Genomic DNA, 17,063 nt, shown 5'->3' on the forward strand with positions numbered 1-17,063 from the left:
ACAACACCGCGAAGCAAAAAACACTACCTCCCAACTTAGTTAATAGTGTAAATATAATATCCAATTTGACTCCCTTAAAATCAAGCAATGAAAGCAAATCGAAAGTCGCAGTAAATATAAGGTCATGTTTGAATAATCACGCGATTTGAAAACCCCAGCTCACTTTAAGGATTTTCCTAAAAACATAAAACTCAAAACCTTAGATTTACTTATTACAAATATATTCAAAAGTATTGGTACAAATATCCCTAGTAAGAGCCCTACAAGTACATATATCCATAAGGCGTCAACATTAGCGTAAGATACGATTAATCGGCTGAATCCGGTAAAAAAAGTATGGAAAAGATAGATTGTAAATGAATACATCCCTATCCAACACAAAACCATATTCTTAAATCCTATACTTAACAAAAAAGTGCATGATAATATACCCACGAAAAGACTCAATGGACTCTTGCGTGACATGTCTAAATCAAGCAGATCATTCATAGCCAATTGGTTCAATAAGATTGAAATAAAAAATAATATTATAACATAATAGAATCCCTTTCCCCGTATAAATTGCATACATATAGGATATCTTTTAAATCCCATCCCCAATAAAAAAAACGGGAGGAGATAACCTGCACCATATAGTGAGAAAAAAGAATAACTCGCCACACCAGTTAAAAAAATAACAAACGATATGGCCAAGATGAAAGCAAATTTTTTAATATTTTCGAAAAAATTCAATAACTCAAAAATTGTGATCAACAAAAATATTACAATCAGCGATTGTAAAAACCAAAAATGATTTTGAGATCTATAAAGAACCGCAAAAGCTCCCCACCAATCATCCTGAGGATTATTTGCGCCAGGGGCAAAATATTGTATTATCCCGAAAGGGATTCCAACAAAAATGATTGGAAGATATAATCTTCTGAACTTTCCTTTCAAAAAGCTTTTTATTTTTGACGGATCAACTGGTCTCAAAGCATAGACATAACCAGACAGGAAAGTAAAAAGAGGCATCCTGATATAAACTAGTGTATTGTTTATATAACGATAAATAGAATCATCCGGGACCTTTAACCCTCCTCCCGATGGCCCTATTACATGATAAAGTACTAAAAACAAACATGCTAATCCTCGTAATGTTTCTATCGACAGATCTTTTTCATTCCCCCTCACTTTACAACCTCCTCTCGGCATACATATGCCTGGGTAAAACAACTCTATCCATTCTAAGTGTCTGTCTTCTAAAGACTACGATAGATCCAACCAAAATAATAACTGGAGCAAATTTTGATTTGTGCCTAGCCGCAGAGCCCCAGTTAGCGGTACCTAGTGAAAAAATCACCGTCAATAACAATGCAGCTATAGTTATATATTTAAGCCTATCATCGTTCAAAATTATTTTTCTATACTTGAATACCGAAATGAAAAATAGACAGTAAAAAACAACCAACACAAAACCAATAATATCAGCAGGGGTTCTTATATCCCACGGAAAAGGTTTCAATGAAAAATACAACAACCGCTTAGGCAACTGAGTGACAAAAGCACCCATACTAGTAACTTCTACCTGATCACGAGGCATGTACCCTGTTCTTGAATCGCCATCCCTCTTGGCTCCAATACTTTCAAGAGTTTCGACATTTGAGAGGTTTGATAGATCCCCGCCAATTTTCCCTAATCCCCATCCGGAAATCAATAATAGTGGAAGTATCGTTAATACTCCAACTACCGAGATTATAAAAACCGGAGCATTTTTCCCATTTTTTAGGAAAAATTCTTTACTCGATCTAATTGCAACCAAAAGAAGTAGAGCCAGCATAATCATTGCAAATGCGCTATGTATACTGAGCGCAATCAGCAACCCAACAAATGTAATTGCGAGGTGACTCCCTTTTTTATTGTCTAACCATTTTATAAAGTAGTATGTCGATAATGCAAATCCAAAAGCAACATATGGTTCACGCGATGGACCGATAGAATAAACAATATAAGTCGGAAAAAATGCAACAATGCAAACAACATAATTAGCTATTTTTTTATTAAAAATGAGCAAAGCTGATTTATATGCAAATATGGCAACGCATGTATTAAGAAATGCATTTATTAAAAAAACGAATAATAATGCTTCACCCACTAATCGATAATGGACTGATAATATCCATGAGAAAAAAGTTCGTCCTCTAGCTTCTTGTAAATTCTCCCATATGCTATTACTGTTTTCAGCCCAATTCTTTGCAGCATCATTCAACGTTGACCAATCAGCATCAAATGGGAAAAAATTATATACCATTACATTTATTATTATTAGAAAATACTTCAGCCACGCGGAAGAAACTATCGCGTAGAAAGGAACTTTGTCCTTCGGAGCAATTAAAGCAATCGCTATTAAAATGAACGGAATCAGTCCAAGCGCAATATAATTAGCCGGATGATATGGGATCATATTAACTTAACCCACCTGATCAAATGAATTATTGCGTTTAGAAATTAAATTCATTAGTGAATTTAACTTCAGCTAATTGGTACTGATATCACTAAGGTTTCATCTATAGTATAGCGATATTTAAATCAATATTCGTTACAGACTTACTTAGCGTAAACACATTTTACCTTTTTCAGGAGCTGATTTGAAGCAATAATAAAATATATTTCAATGAATAATTCAGAGAACAATTTAGCCTTTTCCTATCCATATAATTCTAAAAATTATAAACTAGCCACGATTGAAACAAACACTATCAAACAACTGACATTTTTTAATGCCTATCCAAATGATTGACTGACTAGTTTTCGATTAGTACTTTTTCCCACTGAGACAAAATAATGTCAGGTGAGAATTTTTGTTCAACACTCTTTCTCGCTTCAACTCCAACTTCTATTAACTTATCTTCTGGCAAATTAATTACATGATACATTTTTTCAGCAATGGCATTTGCAGATGTATTGTCTGTTAAAAATCCATTGAGTCCATCTTGGATTATTTCAGAGTTAACACCTACTGGTGTTGCAATAACAGGAATGGCGGCATCCATAGCCTCAATTAATGCATTTGGCATCCCTTCCCATAAGGATGGAAGTATAAATGCATTTGAGATTTTTAAATATTTTAAAGTATCTCTTGTGAAACCTTCAAAAAAAACACTTTTCTCTAAATTCAATTGGCTGACCAAAGAATCTAACTCCGCTTTATCGCTACCCTCTCCCAATATAAAAAGACGATTTTTTTTCCCTGATTTTTCATTTACCATTTTTAATGCACGAATTAGGTTAGGCAAGTTTTTTTGTTTCTCTAAACGTCCAATGAAACACCAATTAAACGTTTTTGTGTCGTTATCCAAAATAATCTGTTCATTACTTTTATCGATATTCCTAATATACATATTAGGTATGTATATTAATTTGGGCGCTCCCCAAGCAGGATGCATCTTTTTCTCAGACGCTTTAACATTAGTGAGTGTTTTGTTATCCAAGTAGGCAGTATGCCTGAATATGAAGTTTCTGGAATAAGAGCCTAAAGATGAATTTCGATGAGATGTTATTGTTTTTATTTTATTGTACTTACCTAACAGTCTTCCTATGATCGATGCATGATATAAAAAGTTAATTACAACATCTGGATTATTTTTTTTGAAAAAGGTGTTGGTTTTTTTTACTGCATCAAAAAAATTCTTTACCTCTAAACAATAAACATCAACTCGGCTATCCAGTAAATCTAAATATTCATTTCCCGATTTTAATGTGAGCAGAATAACATCATGCCCTTTATTTACTAATCCTGATGCAACATATACCAATTGACGTTCTGCTCCTCCTCTACTCATAGCCCCAATAAAAAAACAGATTTTCATTTTATGCCCCATAATATAATAGCGATAAAAATCAAGTGCGCTTTGATAAATAAGTGATTTTAATCAAAACCTGAAAGATGCATAATACTTCCTTAGGCTTTCTTTCTAGTACCAAAATTACCATTTGTTTTATACAAGAAAATGCACTCCTTTGCACACCGCTTTTTCAACGCGAGTGAATCAAATCACTACACACTCAGTGCTATAGGGATCCTGATGAAAGTTCCTGTTCTGGACTGTAATGAAACCATATCATAAAATAAGCAACTATAGCCTCGTCCACTATAACAAGGAATCCTTGTATCTGCCCTCTCCCATTTCTTTATTATCTCAACAATCTTACAAAACTCTAAATCCACACCCAATAGCAATAGAATTTGCTGATAATGTTTTCGTAACAGTCGTTCCAGCGCCCACTTTGCTACCAGCGCCTAAGATAATATTTCCAATCAAATTTACATTTGCACCTAGTTCGACATTATCACAGATAATGGGGGATTTTTTATTTTTCCCATTATTTCCAATAGTGGTAAACTGCCTCACTTTTACATTTTCTCCAATAACACTGGCTTTATTGATTACTATTCCATGAGGATGATTCATGACAAAACCAGGACCAATTTTTGTACTATGCGGTATCTCTATGCTAAATATAAATTCATTGATTACTTTATTTGCCACAATAAAAATAAATAGCACTGGCTTCAATAAGCTGGATTTTTCATAGCCATTAGCCAGCCTAAATATAAAAATTGCAATTTTTGATTTTAACCCCGGCGCTTTTTTGAATTCCTTCAAGAAATGTTTTTTAAAATTGTACTCGTAATTACAATTATTTAATTTTTCCATTTCCGGATTGCCAGTATCGAGTAGGAAGCATTTTATTTAGTAAAACTAGCAATAACTTTGAAATTGACAAGCTGCTAATTTTCTCATGAGCATCAAAATAAATTGAAAAAGATTCTCTTTTTTTATGCTTTATAGCAGATAATGCAAGCATGAAAATTTCCCTTTCTAGTTTTTTATCCTTAGACAGCATATAGATTGAAAAATATCCATACTGCTTTAATGGATCTGATTTCCCTTTCAATCTCATGTCATGACAAAAACTAGCTAAATTAGAAAGTAGCTTTTGTCGAATCCGTTTTTCAGGAGAGCCACTTACACTATTTTTAGCGTTGGATACACGTTCATATAATATATCATCTATCACCCTAAATTCGCAAAAGTGACTCATTCTACACCACAAGTCTCTATCTTGAGCAAATTCAAAAAATGATCTATACCCACCTGCTTTTAAATAAATATCTTTCCTGAAGCATACGGCTCCATGATTTATTATATTTTGTTTCAACAAAATTTTTTCTGCGTTTCCCGAAAAAGCGCTTCCAGTAATAGTCTTAGCATTGTCATAGCTGTTAATGTTATTTACTCTAGAGGAAACTACCCCTAACTTTTTATCGAAATCTAACAACACTATTTGTTTTGAAAAACGTCCTTCGTATGAAATATCTCCAGCACCATGAATGGCTATATATTCACAGTCTATATTATTTATATGATAGATGAGACTATTTACAAATCCCATGTTTTTTTGATGAATGACTGTAACATTTTTACCGTCTCTATTTTCCCACTGATCCAATGCTTCAGAAGTACCATCAGTAGAACCATCGTCAACTACGACAAAATGCATTTCCGGAGTTAATTGAGAAACAACACTATCGACTGAGTTCTCTACCTCAGCCACTCTATTGTGGAAACAACTTATTATTAACAGCTTAGTTTTCAATAAATATTTCATTGATTATCTTCTCTAAGAATGTTTTTGCCAGGAACACCAACTGCTACAGCCTTAGAGGGAACATCTTTTATAATTACGGCATTAGCTCCAATAATAACATTATCACCGATTTTAATACTACCTAACACCTTAGCACCAGCATAAATAGTAACGTTATCGCCTATCACAGGATAGTTTCCACTGGATTGATCACCAACCTTTCCCCCACCTAAGGTGACTTGCTGGTATATAGTACAGTTTTTTCCAATAATAACTTTTTCACCTATAACAACCCCATTGGGATGGGGTAAAATCAAGCCAGCTCCAATATCAGCTTTGGAGCTAATATAAACACCATATGTTCGTTGTAATTTTTTCAAAATATAAGTTGTCAAAAATTTTGCTCGACTAGAAAAATAACATGCAAGTCTATAGCGAAGAACCACTTTTCTAGATGAACTTCCAATAAAGAAATTTTTAGTGGCCTTTATTATTGCAAAACGTCCAACATTACGACAACCCTCATGTTCCATAAAATACTTCAGTTTATTGAGTTTCATTTTATCACCTTAAAACACAAATATGAAACATATAAATAATGGGCAGTAAGAATGTAAGAATATAGAAATATCATCTGTTCTGAGGATAGTGAATATACATATGAGACTCCAAACACGAACAAAATGAGTAAAACTCGAACTATATTTATACGTAAAAATAGAGCTTGTTTTTCAAAAACATTGAATACATTCACTAACGGGGCCGAAATAAACTGAGCCAACAGATATATAGATAAAATACTTGCAAATACCCCAGCCTGATTCCAGGAATCACCAAATACCCACGAAAATAGTAACGGGCCGAAGAAAAATAATGCGACAAAGGGGGGTATGCTAATCAAAAACATTTTAATAGCAACATCTTTAGCTATTTTTCTTATCATAACGGGCTGTCCTTTACCTAACTTTGCAATCTCTCCATAAAATGCTTGCCCTGTAGTAGTACCAAGCAAGGACATTGGTATTGATAATGTTGAAAGAGCTAGCCCCAGCTGACCCGTAACCGATTCATTAAATATAATACCACTAAACAAAACGGGAGCTTGTACAGAAAATACCAATAAAAATTGCGAGGGTAATCTATATAGCGGAAAATCTATATACCGCCTAAAAACATATTTTATCCGAACAAAGCTAACTCTTTTGATGTTCTTTTTTATATCGCTGCGAAATGCTCTATAGAGGGTAAAGACCCCTCCTGCTTGAGAGAAGAAATGCCCGATCAATAGGCCAGCATTTAAAAATCCTAAAACACCTAGCCCAATCTTTATCAGCGAAGATAATATGGCCTGCCAAATTTGTGTTTGGGCATATACTTTAAAACGCCGGCTTCGATTACAAAAACCTGTTAAGATTTCATACATACCCGCAGCTATAACGGTAATAAGTAACAGCCAAATAAAATCATTTAGACTGCTTAATGAAAGCGCATCTAAAATAATTTTGCCACATAAAAAAAACAAAATGCCTAAAAAAAATACAACTGAAAATAATATTATTATCGAAAGAGCTGCCATATTAACAGCAACATTTTCATTTTTTGGAAGTGGCAAAGCATTCGGAAAACGCATTGTTGCCACAGGGATAACGAGCATTGAGACCGCTACAAATAGCGACAAAACCCCGAACTGGCCAGGAGAATAAATCCTAGTTAGAACCGGCGTCGCGGCAAATACAATTATTTTAGCACTACCAGCGCCAGCAAAAAGTATGAGAATATTTTTAAATAGACGGTTTTTGCTCATTAGCGATATCACTTTACAAGTTTAATTCAGTATGAGCAATTCATCTCTCATTTTCCATTTCCAACTCCATGCAACGCTCATCGTGGGCTGGAATTAATTCACCCTTTGGGGACATATATTTTGCTTCTGCAATCAAATGATATCCTGTTTTATTAAAAACATTTAGACGCACTTCTCGGATGATTTCTAATACATCAATAGCTTTTCCATTTCCAGTATTTACTATGAAATTAGCGTGAAGCGGAGAAACTTGTACATTATTTTTCCTAAAACCCTTATAGCCAATTCCTTCTATGATTTTTCCAGGGGGACCATACTCTTTATACATGGATGGATTACTTACGAAGACAGATCCGCAGTTAGGAAGCCTATGAGGGAACTTTGACTTCCTTTCAGCGAATATTTTCAGCATTTCTTGCCTAATACTACTTCTATCTTTTTTTATCAATTTCAATTTGGCTTTTAATATTATTTCTTCATTACCTTGATAAGAAGACATACGATACGTAAAATTGCACTCAGCATTGCTTCTCTCAATAACAGTACCGTCTCGATCAATCGATTCTACTGTAATTATATGCTCGCCGATACCTTTTCGTTGACTCCCTCCATTCATACAAATAAGTCCACCCAATGTCCCGGGTATGCCGCAAATATGCTCTACTCCAGAAAGTCCTTCATTTGCTAGACGTCTGGCTAAGCTAGGTATCCAGTGACCGCTATCTATCTCTACAGTGTCATCCTGAACACTCAAATTAGAAAATTTACCACTTATCTTGAGAATAGCTGTAGTTATTTTTTTATCCGTAAACAATATATTAGTAGTACCGCCAATAATTACATAATCAATATCGTGTTTTTTTAATATGTTAACTGCGGATACAATTTGTTCTTTGTTATCGGGGGTTATTATAAGCTCAGCAATCCCCCCTATTTTCCATCTACTTATAAAATTTAATCTTACATTTTGTTGGATGGGACAATTTTTTTTTAATTCATCCAAGAACGCTTGGGGGAAGTTCGTCATTATGGAATAACTCAATTAGTGTAGGTTCTATTTAAGAGTGCGATGCTCATTGCCACTCCGCATAACCACCTAACTGGGTAATTTTTTCCACAAAATTGTCGTAGCCTCTAGCCACTTGCCAGGCATCATGAATCACCGTAGTGCCTTCTGCACAGAAACCTGCAAGTGCCGCAGCTACACCAGCTCGTAAATCCAATGCAGTGACATCAGTTCCAACAAGCTTATTTCCTCCACGAATGGTCAGGAGATTATCACTAACATCACAGTCCAACCCCATTTTTTTCAACTCAAAAGCATATCCATATCGACCGGGAAAGCGCAAATCAATGAACTTGGATTCACCTTTCGCAAATGCCGCAAAAGTCGCTAGCAGCGGCTGCATATCAGAGTTTATTCCTGGATAAGGCCCTGTGCTAATTTCAAGCGGATAGCATCGACTATTGCGCACAACCAATGAACTCCTTCCTTTAAACATTTCTACCCCACTTTCGCGTAGAAAAATCAAAGGGACTTCAAGGTGTTCAAAAGGAAAATCCTGAATTTCGATTTCACCTCCGGTGATGGAAGCTCCGATCAACCAAGTAAGAGCTTCCACGTTGTCTGGCATTACTTCATAATTAATGCCACGAAGCTCGCTAACCCCTTTTATTTCTATATGCTCCTGACCAAATACCTTGATTTTTGCTCCCATTAGATTGAGAAAATTAATTAAGTCAATTATTTCAGGTCGAATGTGAGGATTCCAAATCCTAGTAATACCTTTCGCCAAAGTCCCACACAGTATTGCATTCTCTGTGGCGCCCGTAGACCTAATTGGCAGATATATATCATTACCAATAAGACCATTAACCGCTTCTGTGTGAATTACTCCGTCAGAAACTGTTACCGTTGCTCCCAGTTTCTGGAGTAGATCTACATGAAGCTCAAACCCCCTAGTTCCAGTGGAGCCAATTTCACACCCTCCCGGAGCAGGGACGGAACCACGGCCAAATCTGGCAGTAAGAGCTCCAAGAATCAGCAGCGTATTCCTGATCGAACGCCGATTCCAAACCAAATCAGTTTCTAACGTCTTAGATTCCTCAATCGTAATTTCATTATTAGCCGGATCTACATTAACTGTCTTACCCAGCTGAACAAGCATATCCACATGAACTTGCGCATCAAGCAAGGTATATGGATAATTTTTCAGATTAATTTTTTTACTACTCAATAAACTAGCTGCTAATAAACGCAAAACTGAGTTCTTTGCACCACTAACCTTCACTTCTCCAGATAGAACACTTTTTTTCACAATCAGTTTCTGGTGATCAACACTCTTCTTTACTTCTTCCATGATATCCTCATAATTAATTATATTATCGCAATTCATGCGATAGTAAATTTTACATTCAGCTTAGACTTGACAAATGAACGGCGTTACTTCAAATATCAAAAAACCAAACCATCAGATTTTGTTCATGATTGTAAGCAAATTTTCAATTAAACATGATAAAAATCTCTGTACCACTTCACAAACCGGGTAACTCCTTCTTGAACAGGAGTACTAGGTTTATATGCAACAGCTTTTTCGAGAGCAGAGCTATCCGCATAAGTATCTGGAACATCACCCGGTTGTAGCGGCAGAAGCTCTTTATTAGCCTTTTTATCTAGCGCTAATTCGATTGCTTCAATATATTTTATTAATTCAACGGGATTGTTATTGCCTATATTGAAAATGCGAAATGGCGCATTACTACTGTCAGGAGATGGCTGAGCACTATCCCATTTCGTATTGGATGCGGCAATATCATCACTTGCACGAATCACGCCCTCAACGATATCGTCGATATAAGTGAAATCCCGTGTATGTTTACCATGGTTAAATACCGGAATTGAATTTCCATCAATTATATTTTTTGTGAATTTAAATAAAGCCATATCAGGGCGTCCCCATGGACCATAAACTGTAAAAAATCTCAGTCCAGTGGTGGGAAGCTGATAAAGATGGCTATAACTATGCGCCATCAGCTCATTTGCTCTCTTAGTAGCGGCATAAAACTGAAGCGGATGATCCACACCATGCTTTTCGCTAAATGGCATTGTCGTATTTGCACCATATACGCTACTTGTGCTCGCATAGGTCAAATGCGGAACCTGTGCGTGGCGACAACCTTCAAGAATATGGGTAAATCCAATCAAATTGCTTGCTACATATGAATGCGGATTGACTAACGAATAGCGCACACCGGCTTGCGCAGCAAGGTGGATAACTCGATCAAAATGATGCTCTTTAAAGCAGTTTTCTACCGCTTCACGGTCGGCAAGATCGGCACGGATAAACTGATATTCGCTACCAGTCTCTTTTGCGGTTTGCTCGAGAATTTTTAACCTTGCTTCTTTCAATTCCGTATCGTAATAATCGTTTACATTATCAAAACCAATAACACTGTCTCCACGCATTAACAATTTCTTAGCTACGTGAAAGCCGATAAACCCAGCATTCCCGGTCACTAGAATCTTCATTTAAGTCACCTTGAAGTCGGAAATTTGCACAGCGAGTATTGAACAAAGATTAGTTACAGTGACATTGCAGGTTTACGACCCACTGAATAGTACACGAATCCCTTGCTTGTCATCCGATTAGGATCGAACATATTCCGCCCATCGAAGATAATTGATTCGCGGAGCTGTGCTTTAATCAAATCAAAATCAGGTGCGCGGAAACTCTGCCACTCAGTCACGATGATCAAGGCATCGGCACCTTTCAAAGCCGACTCCTTGGTTCCACAGAGCGTGAGGTCATTACGATTACCGTAAATGCGTTGGGTTTCTTCCATTGCTTCTGGATCGTAAGCCTGTACGCTTGCGCCTGCCTGCCAAAGTGCTTCCATCAACACCCGGCTTGGTGCTTCACGCATATCATCGGTGTTAGGCTTGAACGACAATCCCCAAAGAGCAAAAGTCTTACCTTTTAGAGCACCATTGAAATGCTGTTCAACCTTCTTGAACAAGGTAGTTTTCTGAGCATTATTGCGCTCCTCTACCGCCTTCAACAATTTAGCTTCGAAATCAATGCTATCGGCGGTACGAATCAACGCCTGAACATCCTTGGGAAAACAGGAACCACCATAACCTACTCCAGGATAGATAAACTGATAGCCAATACGAGGATCACTGCCGATTCCCTGGCGTACCATCTCGATATCGGCACCCATTAGCTCAGCAAGGTTGGCTATCTCATTCATGAAACTGATCTTGGTCGCCAGCATGCAGTTGGCTGCATACTTAGTAAGTTCAGCACTACGCACATCCATAACAATGATCTTGTCATGGTTACGGTTAAATGGCGCATACAACTCGCGCATCACCTCTTCAGCATCTTTGCTCTGAGTCCCGATAATGATGCGATCTGGTCTCATACAGTCCGCGACCGCATTTCCTTCCTTTAGAAACTCAGGATTCGAAACGACCTCATGCGGGATATCGCTCCTTCCCCGCTGTTCGAGCACCTCTGAAATTTTGGCATAAACCTTGTCGGCGGTACCAACTGGGACAGTAGACTTGTCGACTATAACTTTTTTATCGTCCATATGCTCAGCAATCGTTGCGGCGACAGCAAGCACGTATTTTAAATCTGCAGAACCATCTTCGTCAGGTGGAGTGCCTACAGCAATGAACTGCACCTGCCCATGTTTGACCCCGAGTGCGGCATCTGTTGAAAAGTCAAGCCGTCCAGCATCATAGTTTTCTTTTACAAGAGAATCTAATCCAGGCTCGTAAATTGGCACATGCCCTTGTTTGAGCTTTGATACTTTACTTTCATCAACATCGATACAAAGCACATCATGACCTACTTCAGCCAAAATAGTGCCTTGAACTAAACCAACATAGCCGGTTCCAAAGACAGTTACCTTCATGTCAAACCTCTCTTGTTAACAATTTTAAGCTGGAATAGTAAGTGCATAGCACCGGCGTCGGTGCTATGCAAAGATTTTCAATAGGAGGGATCTGAAATAGTCTATATTTAAAGCATATATAGACTCTATGGACATAGAGTTTTTATTATTTATAGCTGTAATTGTAATAGCCATATCCATAGGAGGTTGCCGCCTTCCTTTCTACTGCGTTCAATATGGCACCCTTGAGGTTCACCCCTCCATTTTCAAGTTTACGACGCATCTGTTCGAGTTCGCGAATCGGATTATAAGCAAATCTCACTACAGTCATTGTAGTTCCCACCTGGCGTCCAACGATAAGCGCATCGGTCACTGCAAGCACAGGGGGCGTATCTATAATGACAAGATCATACTGCTCTTTCACCTCTTTCAGGAATGCAGTGAAACGCGATCCCATTAGCAGCTCTGCCGGGTTAGGCGGAGCGCTGCCTCGAGTGATGACATCCAATTTTTCGTTAGCAGTTTTCTTGATGACTTCGGTTAGCATACTTTGCCCAGAGAGATAATCTGACAGTCCCCCGTGGGCTTTCAACTGCAATGCGTCGTGGATATGTCCTTTACGCATATCAGCATCAATTAATAGGACTTTTTGCTCACCTTGTGCACATATCTCCGCAAGATTGGCAGCAATGAAACTTTTGCCGATCCCTGGACTAGGCCCAGTGATCATCAGCACATTGTCGTCCGATTCGAGCATAGCGAAATGCAGACTGGTGCGTAGTCCTCGAATTGCCTCAATGGAGAGGTCAGAAGGATTATGCAGTGCCAGCAAGCCAGAAAAGGCCGACGGCCCTTTACTGCTACTTTTAACCCTGCGAGTAAGCTTCAGCTGTTCTTCGGAAAGGGGCACTGTTGCATAAACTGGCAAATTGATTGCCTCAATTTGATCGGGGGACTCTATACCACGATTAAAGAAGCTTCGTACTAACACATAGCAAAGCGCAAGCAGAAGGCCAACTATCGTGGAAATAGCGACGATCAAACCTTTTTGCGGTGATATCGGACCAGGCTGACTCACAGCATTATCGATAATGCGAACGTTGCCCACCGTGCTGGCCCGGATGATGTTGGTTTCCTGCACCCGATTGAGCATCTGCACATAGACTTGCTGGTTGACCTCGACATCCCGCTGCAGACGCAGGATCTGCTGCTGGGTCTCAGGCAGCGCGTTGATTTCCCTATTCAGGTTGCCACGCTCCTGCTGCAGCTGTTGCTTCTTTTGCAACAACGCAGCGTAGGTGGGATGGCTCGGCGTAAACCGACGAGAGATATCCGCCTCGGCAAATTCCAGCTGATTAATCTGGGAATCGATATTTACCAGCCGAGTCAGTACGGACTGAGTTTCCATCGGCAAGTCAACGCTATCCTGCTGGATACGGTAGGTATTGAGTTTTTCTTCCGCTGCAGTCAGCTCTTCCCTAACCTGTGGGAGCTGTTCCTGAAGAAACTGAAGACTTTGTTCCGCTTCTGCGCTAGATCGCTGGATATTCTGTTGCAGATAAACCTGGGTAATGGCCTCTAGCGTTCTGCGCCCTCGCTCCCTATCAGGATCCGTGTAAGTCAACGAGAGCACATTTACACTCCTGCCAGCAGGAGCGACGGTAAGGGATGATCTGACACTATTGATTGCCGATAGCTCGGATCTCTTCACCAAATCAAACTCAGCACCCGGAGGAGCTGAATTTTCACTGATCCGCAGGGTGACGGCTCCATCGAGAAATTGTGCGTTTTCTCCAACGATTCCCTCACCCAGGTCTTCTCCGTCGAGGCTGAGGCGGAAACGGCCTTCATCTTCAACGGTGAGGGTAAAGTTTCGCCCTTGATACTGGCTATCGACCTGAAACATAGCGATAGCGACACGCTCGCTCGCCCAAACACTGGAACCACCTTCGGCGAAGAAAGGACGTTCTACATTCATCCGGGCGAGAAAATCTCCTATCACTGGCCAGCGATGGGGGGTGACGACAACATCCAACGCTTCGGCATTGACTGCCTGTCCGAGCACCAAGCGAGACTGGATGATCTGCATCTCGGCATCAGAAGACGGCGTTTGCCCCAGATAGCCGGTCAAATCCTGCAGCGGATTGCTGATCGGGCTTTTGTCCTCGATCTGCACCATCGCATCAGAACTATAAATTGGTGTCGCCAACAACGCATGGGCGACACCGGCGGCGGCGAATACACCAGTGATTCCGGCAATCGTCCACTTGTGATCGACCAATAGGCCAACAAGACGCCCGAGATCGATATCATCGCTCGACGCAGACGGCTGCGGTGATACTACTTGACCTTTAGAATCTTCTGGCATAGTTGTCTCGGTTTTTTTGAATTCAAACGGGGTTACTCAGACCCTTAGCTAAGCGAGGGAGCATCTCCAATATCAGCCAGCCATGGCCTCGACTGAAACTGTCCCTCGCCATTTATCTCGCCTTCATGACCACACTACGTTCTACGACTCAGCGGTTGCGTAGATCGTCCACCTCGTTACCCGTGCGGGTGACTTGGTAGATGGAGGTAACCGAAGGCAGCAACAGACTAATAGTGCGGTTCCAACGACCCAGCGCCGTCGTGGTGACATAGATGATATCGGTGGGCTGCAGCATGAATTGCGCGCCCAGCATCAGCGCTGCGGAGTTTTTGGCGTTCAATTGATACACGGTAGCCAGCTTGTCGCTGCCTTCCGGCGCCTGGCGAATCACGAAAATGCCGGTGGCATTGGCACTTGCTTCATTCATCCCACCACTCTGGGCCAGCGCATCGGTCAGTGAGTATCGGGTTCCACCCATGGGAATTGCTCTTGCACTCCCCACCTCTCCCATAACGTAAACCTTCTGATTGCCCACATCAGGCACGTGGAGTACGTCACCGTTCTGCAGCACTCGGTTCTGGGAAAGATCGCCATTGGCCAGCATATCGTAGAGCGACAAGCGAATATCCTGTCCATCGTGGGTCAGGGTGACTTCGTGCCAATCAGCGTCATCACCTAAGCCGCCCGCTGATGCGATAGCGTCGAGCACGGTCATCGGCACGTTAGTAATCGCTTGGACACCCGATTGATTCACTTGTCCGGTCACGTAGAACTTCTGTGAATTGAAGCCGACGACCCGCACATCGATCTGGGGGGTAGAAATAAAGCTGGCAAGCCGGCCGGATATCTCGGAGCGAATCTCCTGAATCGTGCGCCCCTCCGCCTGGATGGTACCGATATAGGGGTAATAGATGGTGCCATCCGCATGAACGACAGTACCGCGCTCCGCCGCGGACTGGTCCCCTCCGGCGGGGTTGGTCAACTCAGGATGGTCGTAAACCACGACGGAGAGTATATCGCCAGCGCCAATCCTGTATTCATATACCGGCAGCTGTTCGCGCGAGGTCCTGATGCTGCGATCGAAGGCGTCACGGGTAAGCCTAGCCTCCGTCGCCTGTGCTCTCACCAGCCCGAGGGTGATGGGCTCGACGTCGACCAGGTCATCGATCGGGGCACTATCGGTGCTGTAGTCGATATTACCGCCCGGGGCGAAAGCGCAACCGGCGATAGGCGCAATAAAAGCCAGGCAGAAGCACCAGCGAGTGAGCGTTCCAGTCATCAAGTGAAATCCATTCAATGATCCACGTGCGTGATATTCCCTCCCCCGCTCGCGCGCAGAGGGAACCTTTTTGTGCGTGAAAGGGACTATACAAGCGTAGAAGGGACAAAGGTAGGCGAAATCAGGACGCTAGGCCGCCAAAAGCCAGGCACGCTACCGCCCGGGGATTGAGGCGGCATATCCCAAGCCGAGCGAGAAGCAACCCATCACTTTCGCCCATTCTGGCCGGGCAGATGAAGGAAACGAGTGACGGGTGCAGCCCTGAATCGGACCCAGCCATGCTGGCAGCGGACTGGGCCATTGGTCGAGATCGAGTGTACAAGCTCGGTTCAGGGACGCCTAGCGTTGACATGGGGATCTTCTGTTGCGTTCTTGCAACCGAATCAATCCGCTATGGGACGCTTTGCCGACTGCCTTAAGGAAATATTGAACCATTGAAAAAGCGCTAACTACTGTCGATTTGACGCTAACCCCCTCCTCTATAAAGCGCCCCCGGCCCGCTTCTTTAAGGCTTATATTTTGCTTTTTGGCCATGACTTAAGTCGTATCGACTTAATAAAAGTTACAAACTGAGAGATGAGATTGCACATCAATGAGACAGTAGATGAGCTCGCCGGCGCTTGAGTAACAAATGCTCACCAAGTTCCGTCGACAATCTGCATGGTAAGGATTGCGTTCTTGCGCGGGACGAATTTAATATCGGGCCACGAGGGATTTACCTATACTGGCCCAGTGCGTGACCGAAACGTCCCAAGGGTTGGGCCGGTTTGCGTCGCGCATTTAGGTTCCTCCATCACACTCAAGGAGAACGTTGATGATGAAGAAAACCCTCGCCACCTTGGCGATCGCCGGTATGGGCGTCTCCGCAGCTGCGGTGGCCCAGGATCTGCCCCCCGGGGCCGAAGCCGGCACTGCCGCGCCGACCTACTCCACCGCACAGATCATTGGCGGCGCCACGCTCGCCGCGGTCGCGGTCGGCATCGTCGCTGATTCTTCCGGCGGCAGCGGCACTTCTGGCACCACCGGTACCACCGGCACTACTGGCACTACTGGTACCTTTTGATGCCGAAGGATTCGACTTC

14 protein-coding genes are annotated in these 17,063 nt (G+C 41.5%); 1 reads left to right on the top strand and 13 read right to left on the bottom strand.

The features are described 5' to 3' along the window. Positions 1-159: 159 nt before the first annotated feature. The 13 genes from A5892_RS19915 to A5892_RS13795 form a co-directional block, all read right to left on the bottom strand. A complete protein-coding gene (locus tag A5892_RS19915; RefSeq protein ID WP_190295614.1) occupies positions 160-1,170 on the bottom strand; it encodes an acyltransferase family protein in 1,011 nt (336 codons plus the stop codon). 1 nt (position 1,171) lies between these two features. Then, the gene (locus A5892_RS19920; protein WP_082890469.1) at positions 1,172-2,440 is read right to left on the bottom strand and encodes a glucosyltransferase domain-containing protein; all 1,269 of its coding nucleotides are present in this window, start codon (positions 2,438-2,440) and stop codon (positions 1,172-1,174) included. Positions 2,441-2,780: 340 nt separating this feature from the next. Beyond that, the gene (locus tag A5892_RS19925) at positions 2,781-3,845 is read right to left on the bottom strand and encodes a glycosyltransferase (protein ID WP_190295615.1); all 1,065 of its coding nucleotides are present in this window, start codon (positions 3,843-3,845) and stop codon (positions 2,781-2,783) included. 339 nt (positions 3,846-4,184) lie between these two features. Then, entirely contained in the window at positions 4,185-4,694 is a 510-nt protein-coding gene (locus tag A5892_RS13760) for a serine acetyltransferase (RefSeq protein WP_064123285.1), read from the bottom strand. Next, positions 4,678-5,649 (bottom strand): glycosyltransferase family A protein, encoded by a 972-nt coding sequence (locus A5892_RS19930; protein ID WP_082890471.1) that lies wholly within the window; start codon positions 5,647-5,649, stop codon positions 4,678-4,680. The genes A5892_RS13760 and A5892_RS19930 overlap by 17 nt, the downstream gene beginning before the upstream one ends. Next, complete coding sequence (locus A5892_RS19935) at positions 5,646-6,188, bottom strand: serine O-acetyltransferase (RefSeq protein WP_082890472.1); 543 nt, start codon at positions 6,186-6,188, stop codon at positions 5,646-5,648. The genes A5892_RS19930 and A5892_RS19935 overlap by 4 nt, the downstream gene beginning before the upstream one ends. Further along, entirely contained in the window at positions 6,185-7,432 is a 1,248-nt protein-coding gene (locus tag A5892_RS19940; protein WP_082890473.1) for a lipopolysaccharide biosynthesis protein, read from the bottom strand. Before A5892_RS19940 ends, A5892_RS19935 begins: the two co-directional genes overlap by 4 nt. 40 nt (positions 7,433-7,472) lie before the next feature. Next, the gene (gene murB, locus A5892_RS13770) at positions 7,473-8,459 is read right to left on the bottom strand and encodes a UDP-N-acetylmuramate dehydrogenase (protein ID WP_064123287.1); all 987 of its coding nucleotides are present in this window, start codon (positions 8,457-8,459) and stop codon (positions 7,473-7,475) included. Positions 8,460-8,505: 46 nt separating this feature from the next. Next, positions 8,506-9,792: a UDP-N-acetylglucosamine 1-carboxyvinyltransferase gene (locus A5892_RS13775; RefSeq protein WP_064123288.1), complete on the bottom strand. Its 1,287-nt coding sequence runs from the start codon at positions 9,790-9,792 to the stop codon at positions 8,506-8,508. A gap of 146 nt (positions 9,793-9,938) precedes the next feature. Beyond that, entirely contained in the window at positions 9,939-10,961 is a 1,023-nt protein-coding gene (locus tag A5892_RS13780; RefSeq protein ID WP_064123289.1) for an NAD-dependent epimerase, read from the bottom strand. A gap of 53 nt (positions 10,962-11,014) precedes the next feature. After that, positions 11,015-12,355, bottom strand: a complete 1,341-nt coding sequence (locus tag A5892_RS13785; RefSeq protein WP_064123290.1) for a UDP-glucose dehydrogenase family protein — start codon at positions 12,353-12,355, stop codon at positions 11,015-11,017. Between the two features lie 145 nt (positions 12,356-12,500). After that, complete coding sequence (locus tag A5892_RS13790) at positions 12,501-14,702, bottom strand: polysaccharide biosynthesis tyrosine autokinase (RefSeq protein WP_064123291.1); 2,202 nt, start codon at positions 14,700-14,702, stop codon at positions 12,501-12,503. 148 nt (positions 14,703-14,850) lie between these two features. Then, the gene (locus A5892_RS13795) at positions 14,851-15,981 is read right to left on the bottom strand and encodes a polysaccharide export protein (RefSeq protein ID WP_064123292.1); all 1,131 of its coding nucleotides are present in this window, start codon (positions 15,979-15,981) and stop codon (positions 14,851-14,853) included. A gap of 814 nt (positions 15,982-16,795) precedes the next feature. Here A5892_RS13795 and A5892_RS13800 point away from each other — a divergent pair. Further along, the gene (locus A5892_RS13800) at positions 16,796-17,044 is read left to right on the top strand and encodes a hypothetical protein (RefSeq protein ID WP_223302671.1); all 249 of its coding nucleotides are present in this window, start codon (positions 16,796-16,798) and stop codon (positions 17,042-17,044) included. Positions 17,045-17,063: the final 19 nt, after the last annotated feature.

This window comes from Halotalea alkalilenta, assembly GCF_001648175.1.
GTDB classification, from domain to species: Bacteria; Pseudomonadota; Gammaproteobacteria; order Pseudomonadales; family Halomonadaceae; genus Halotalea; species Halotalea alkalilenta_A.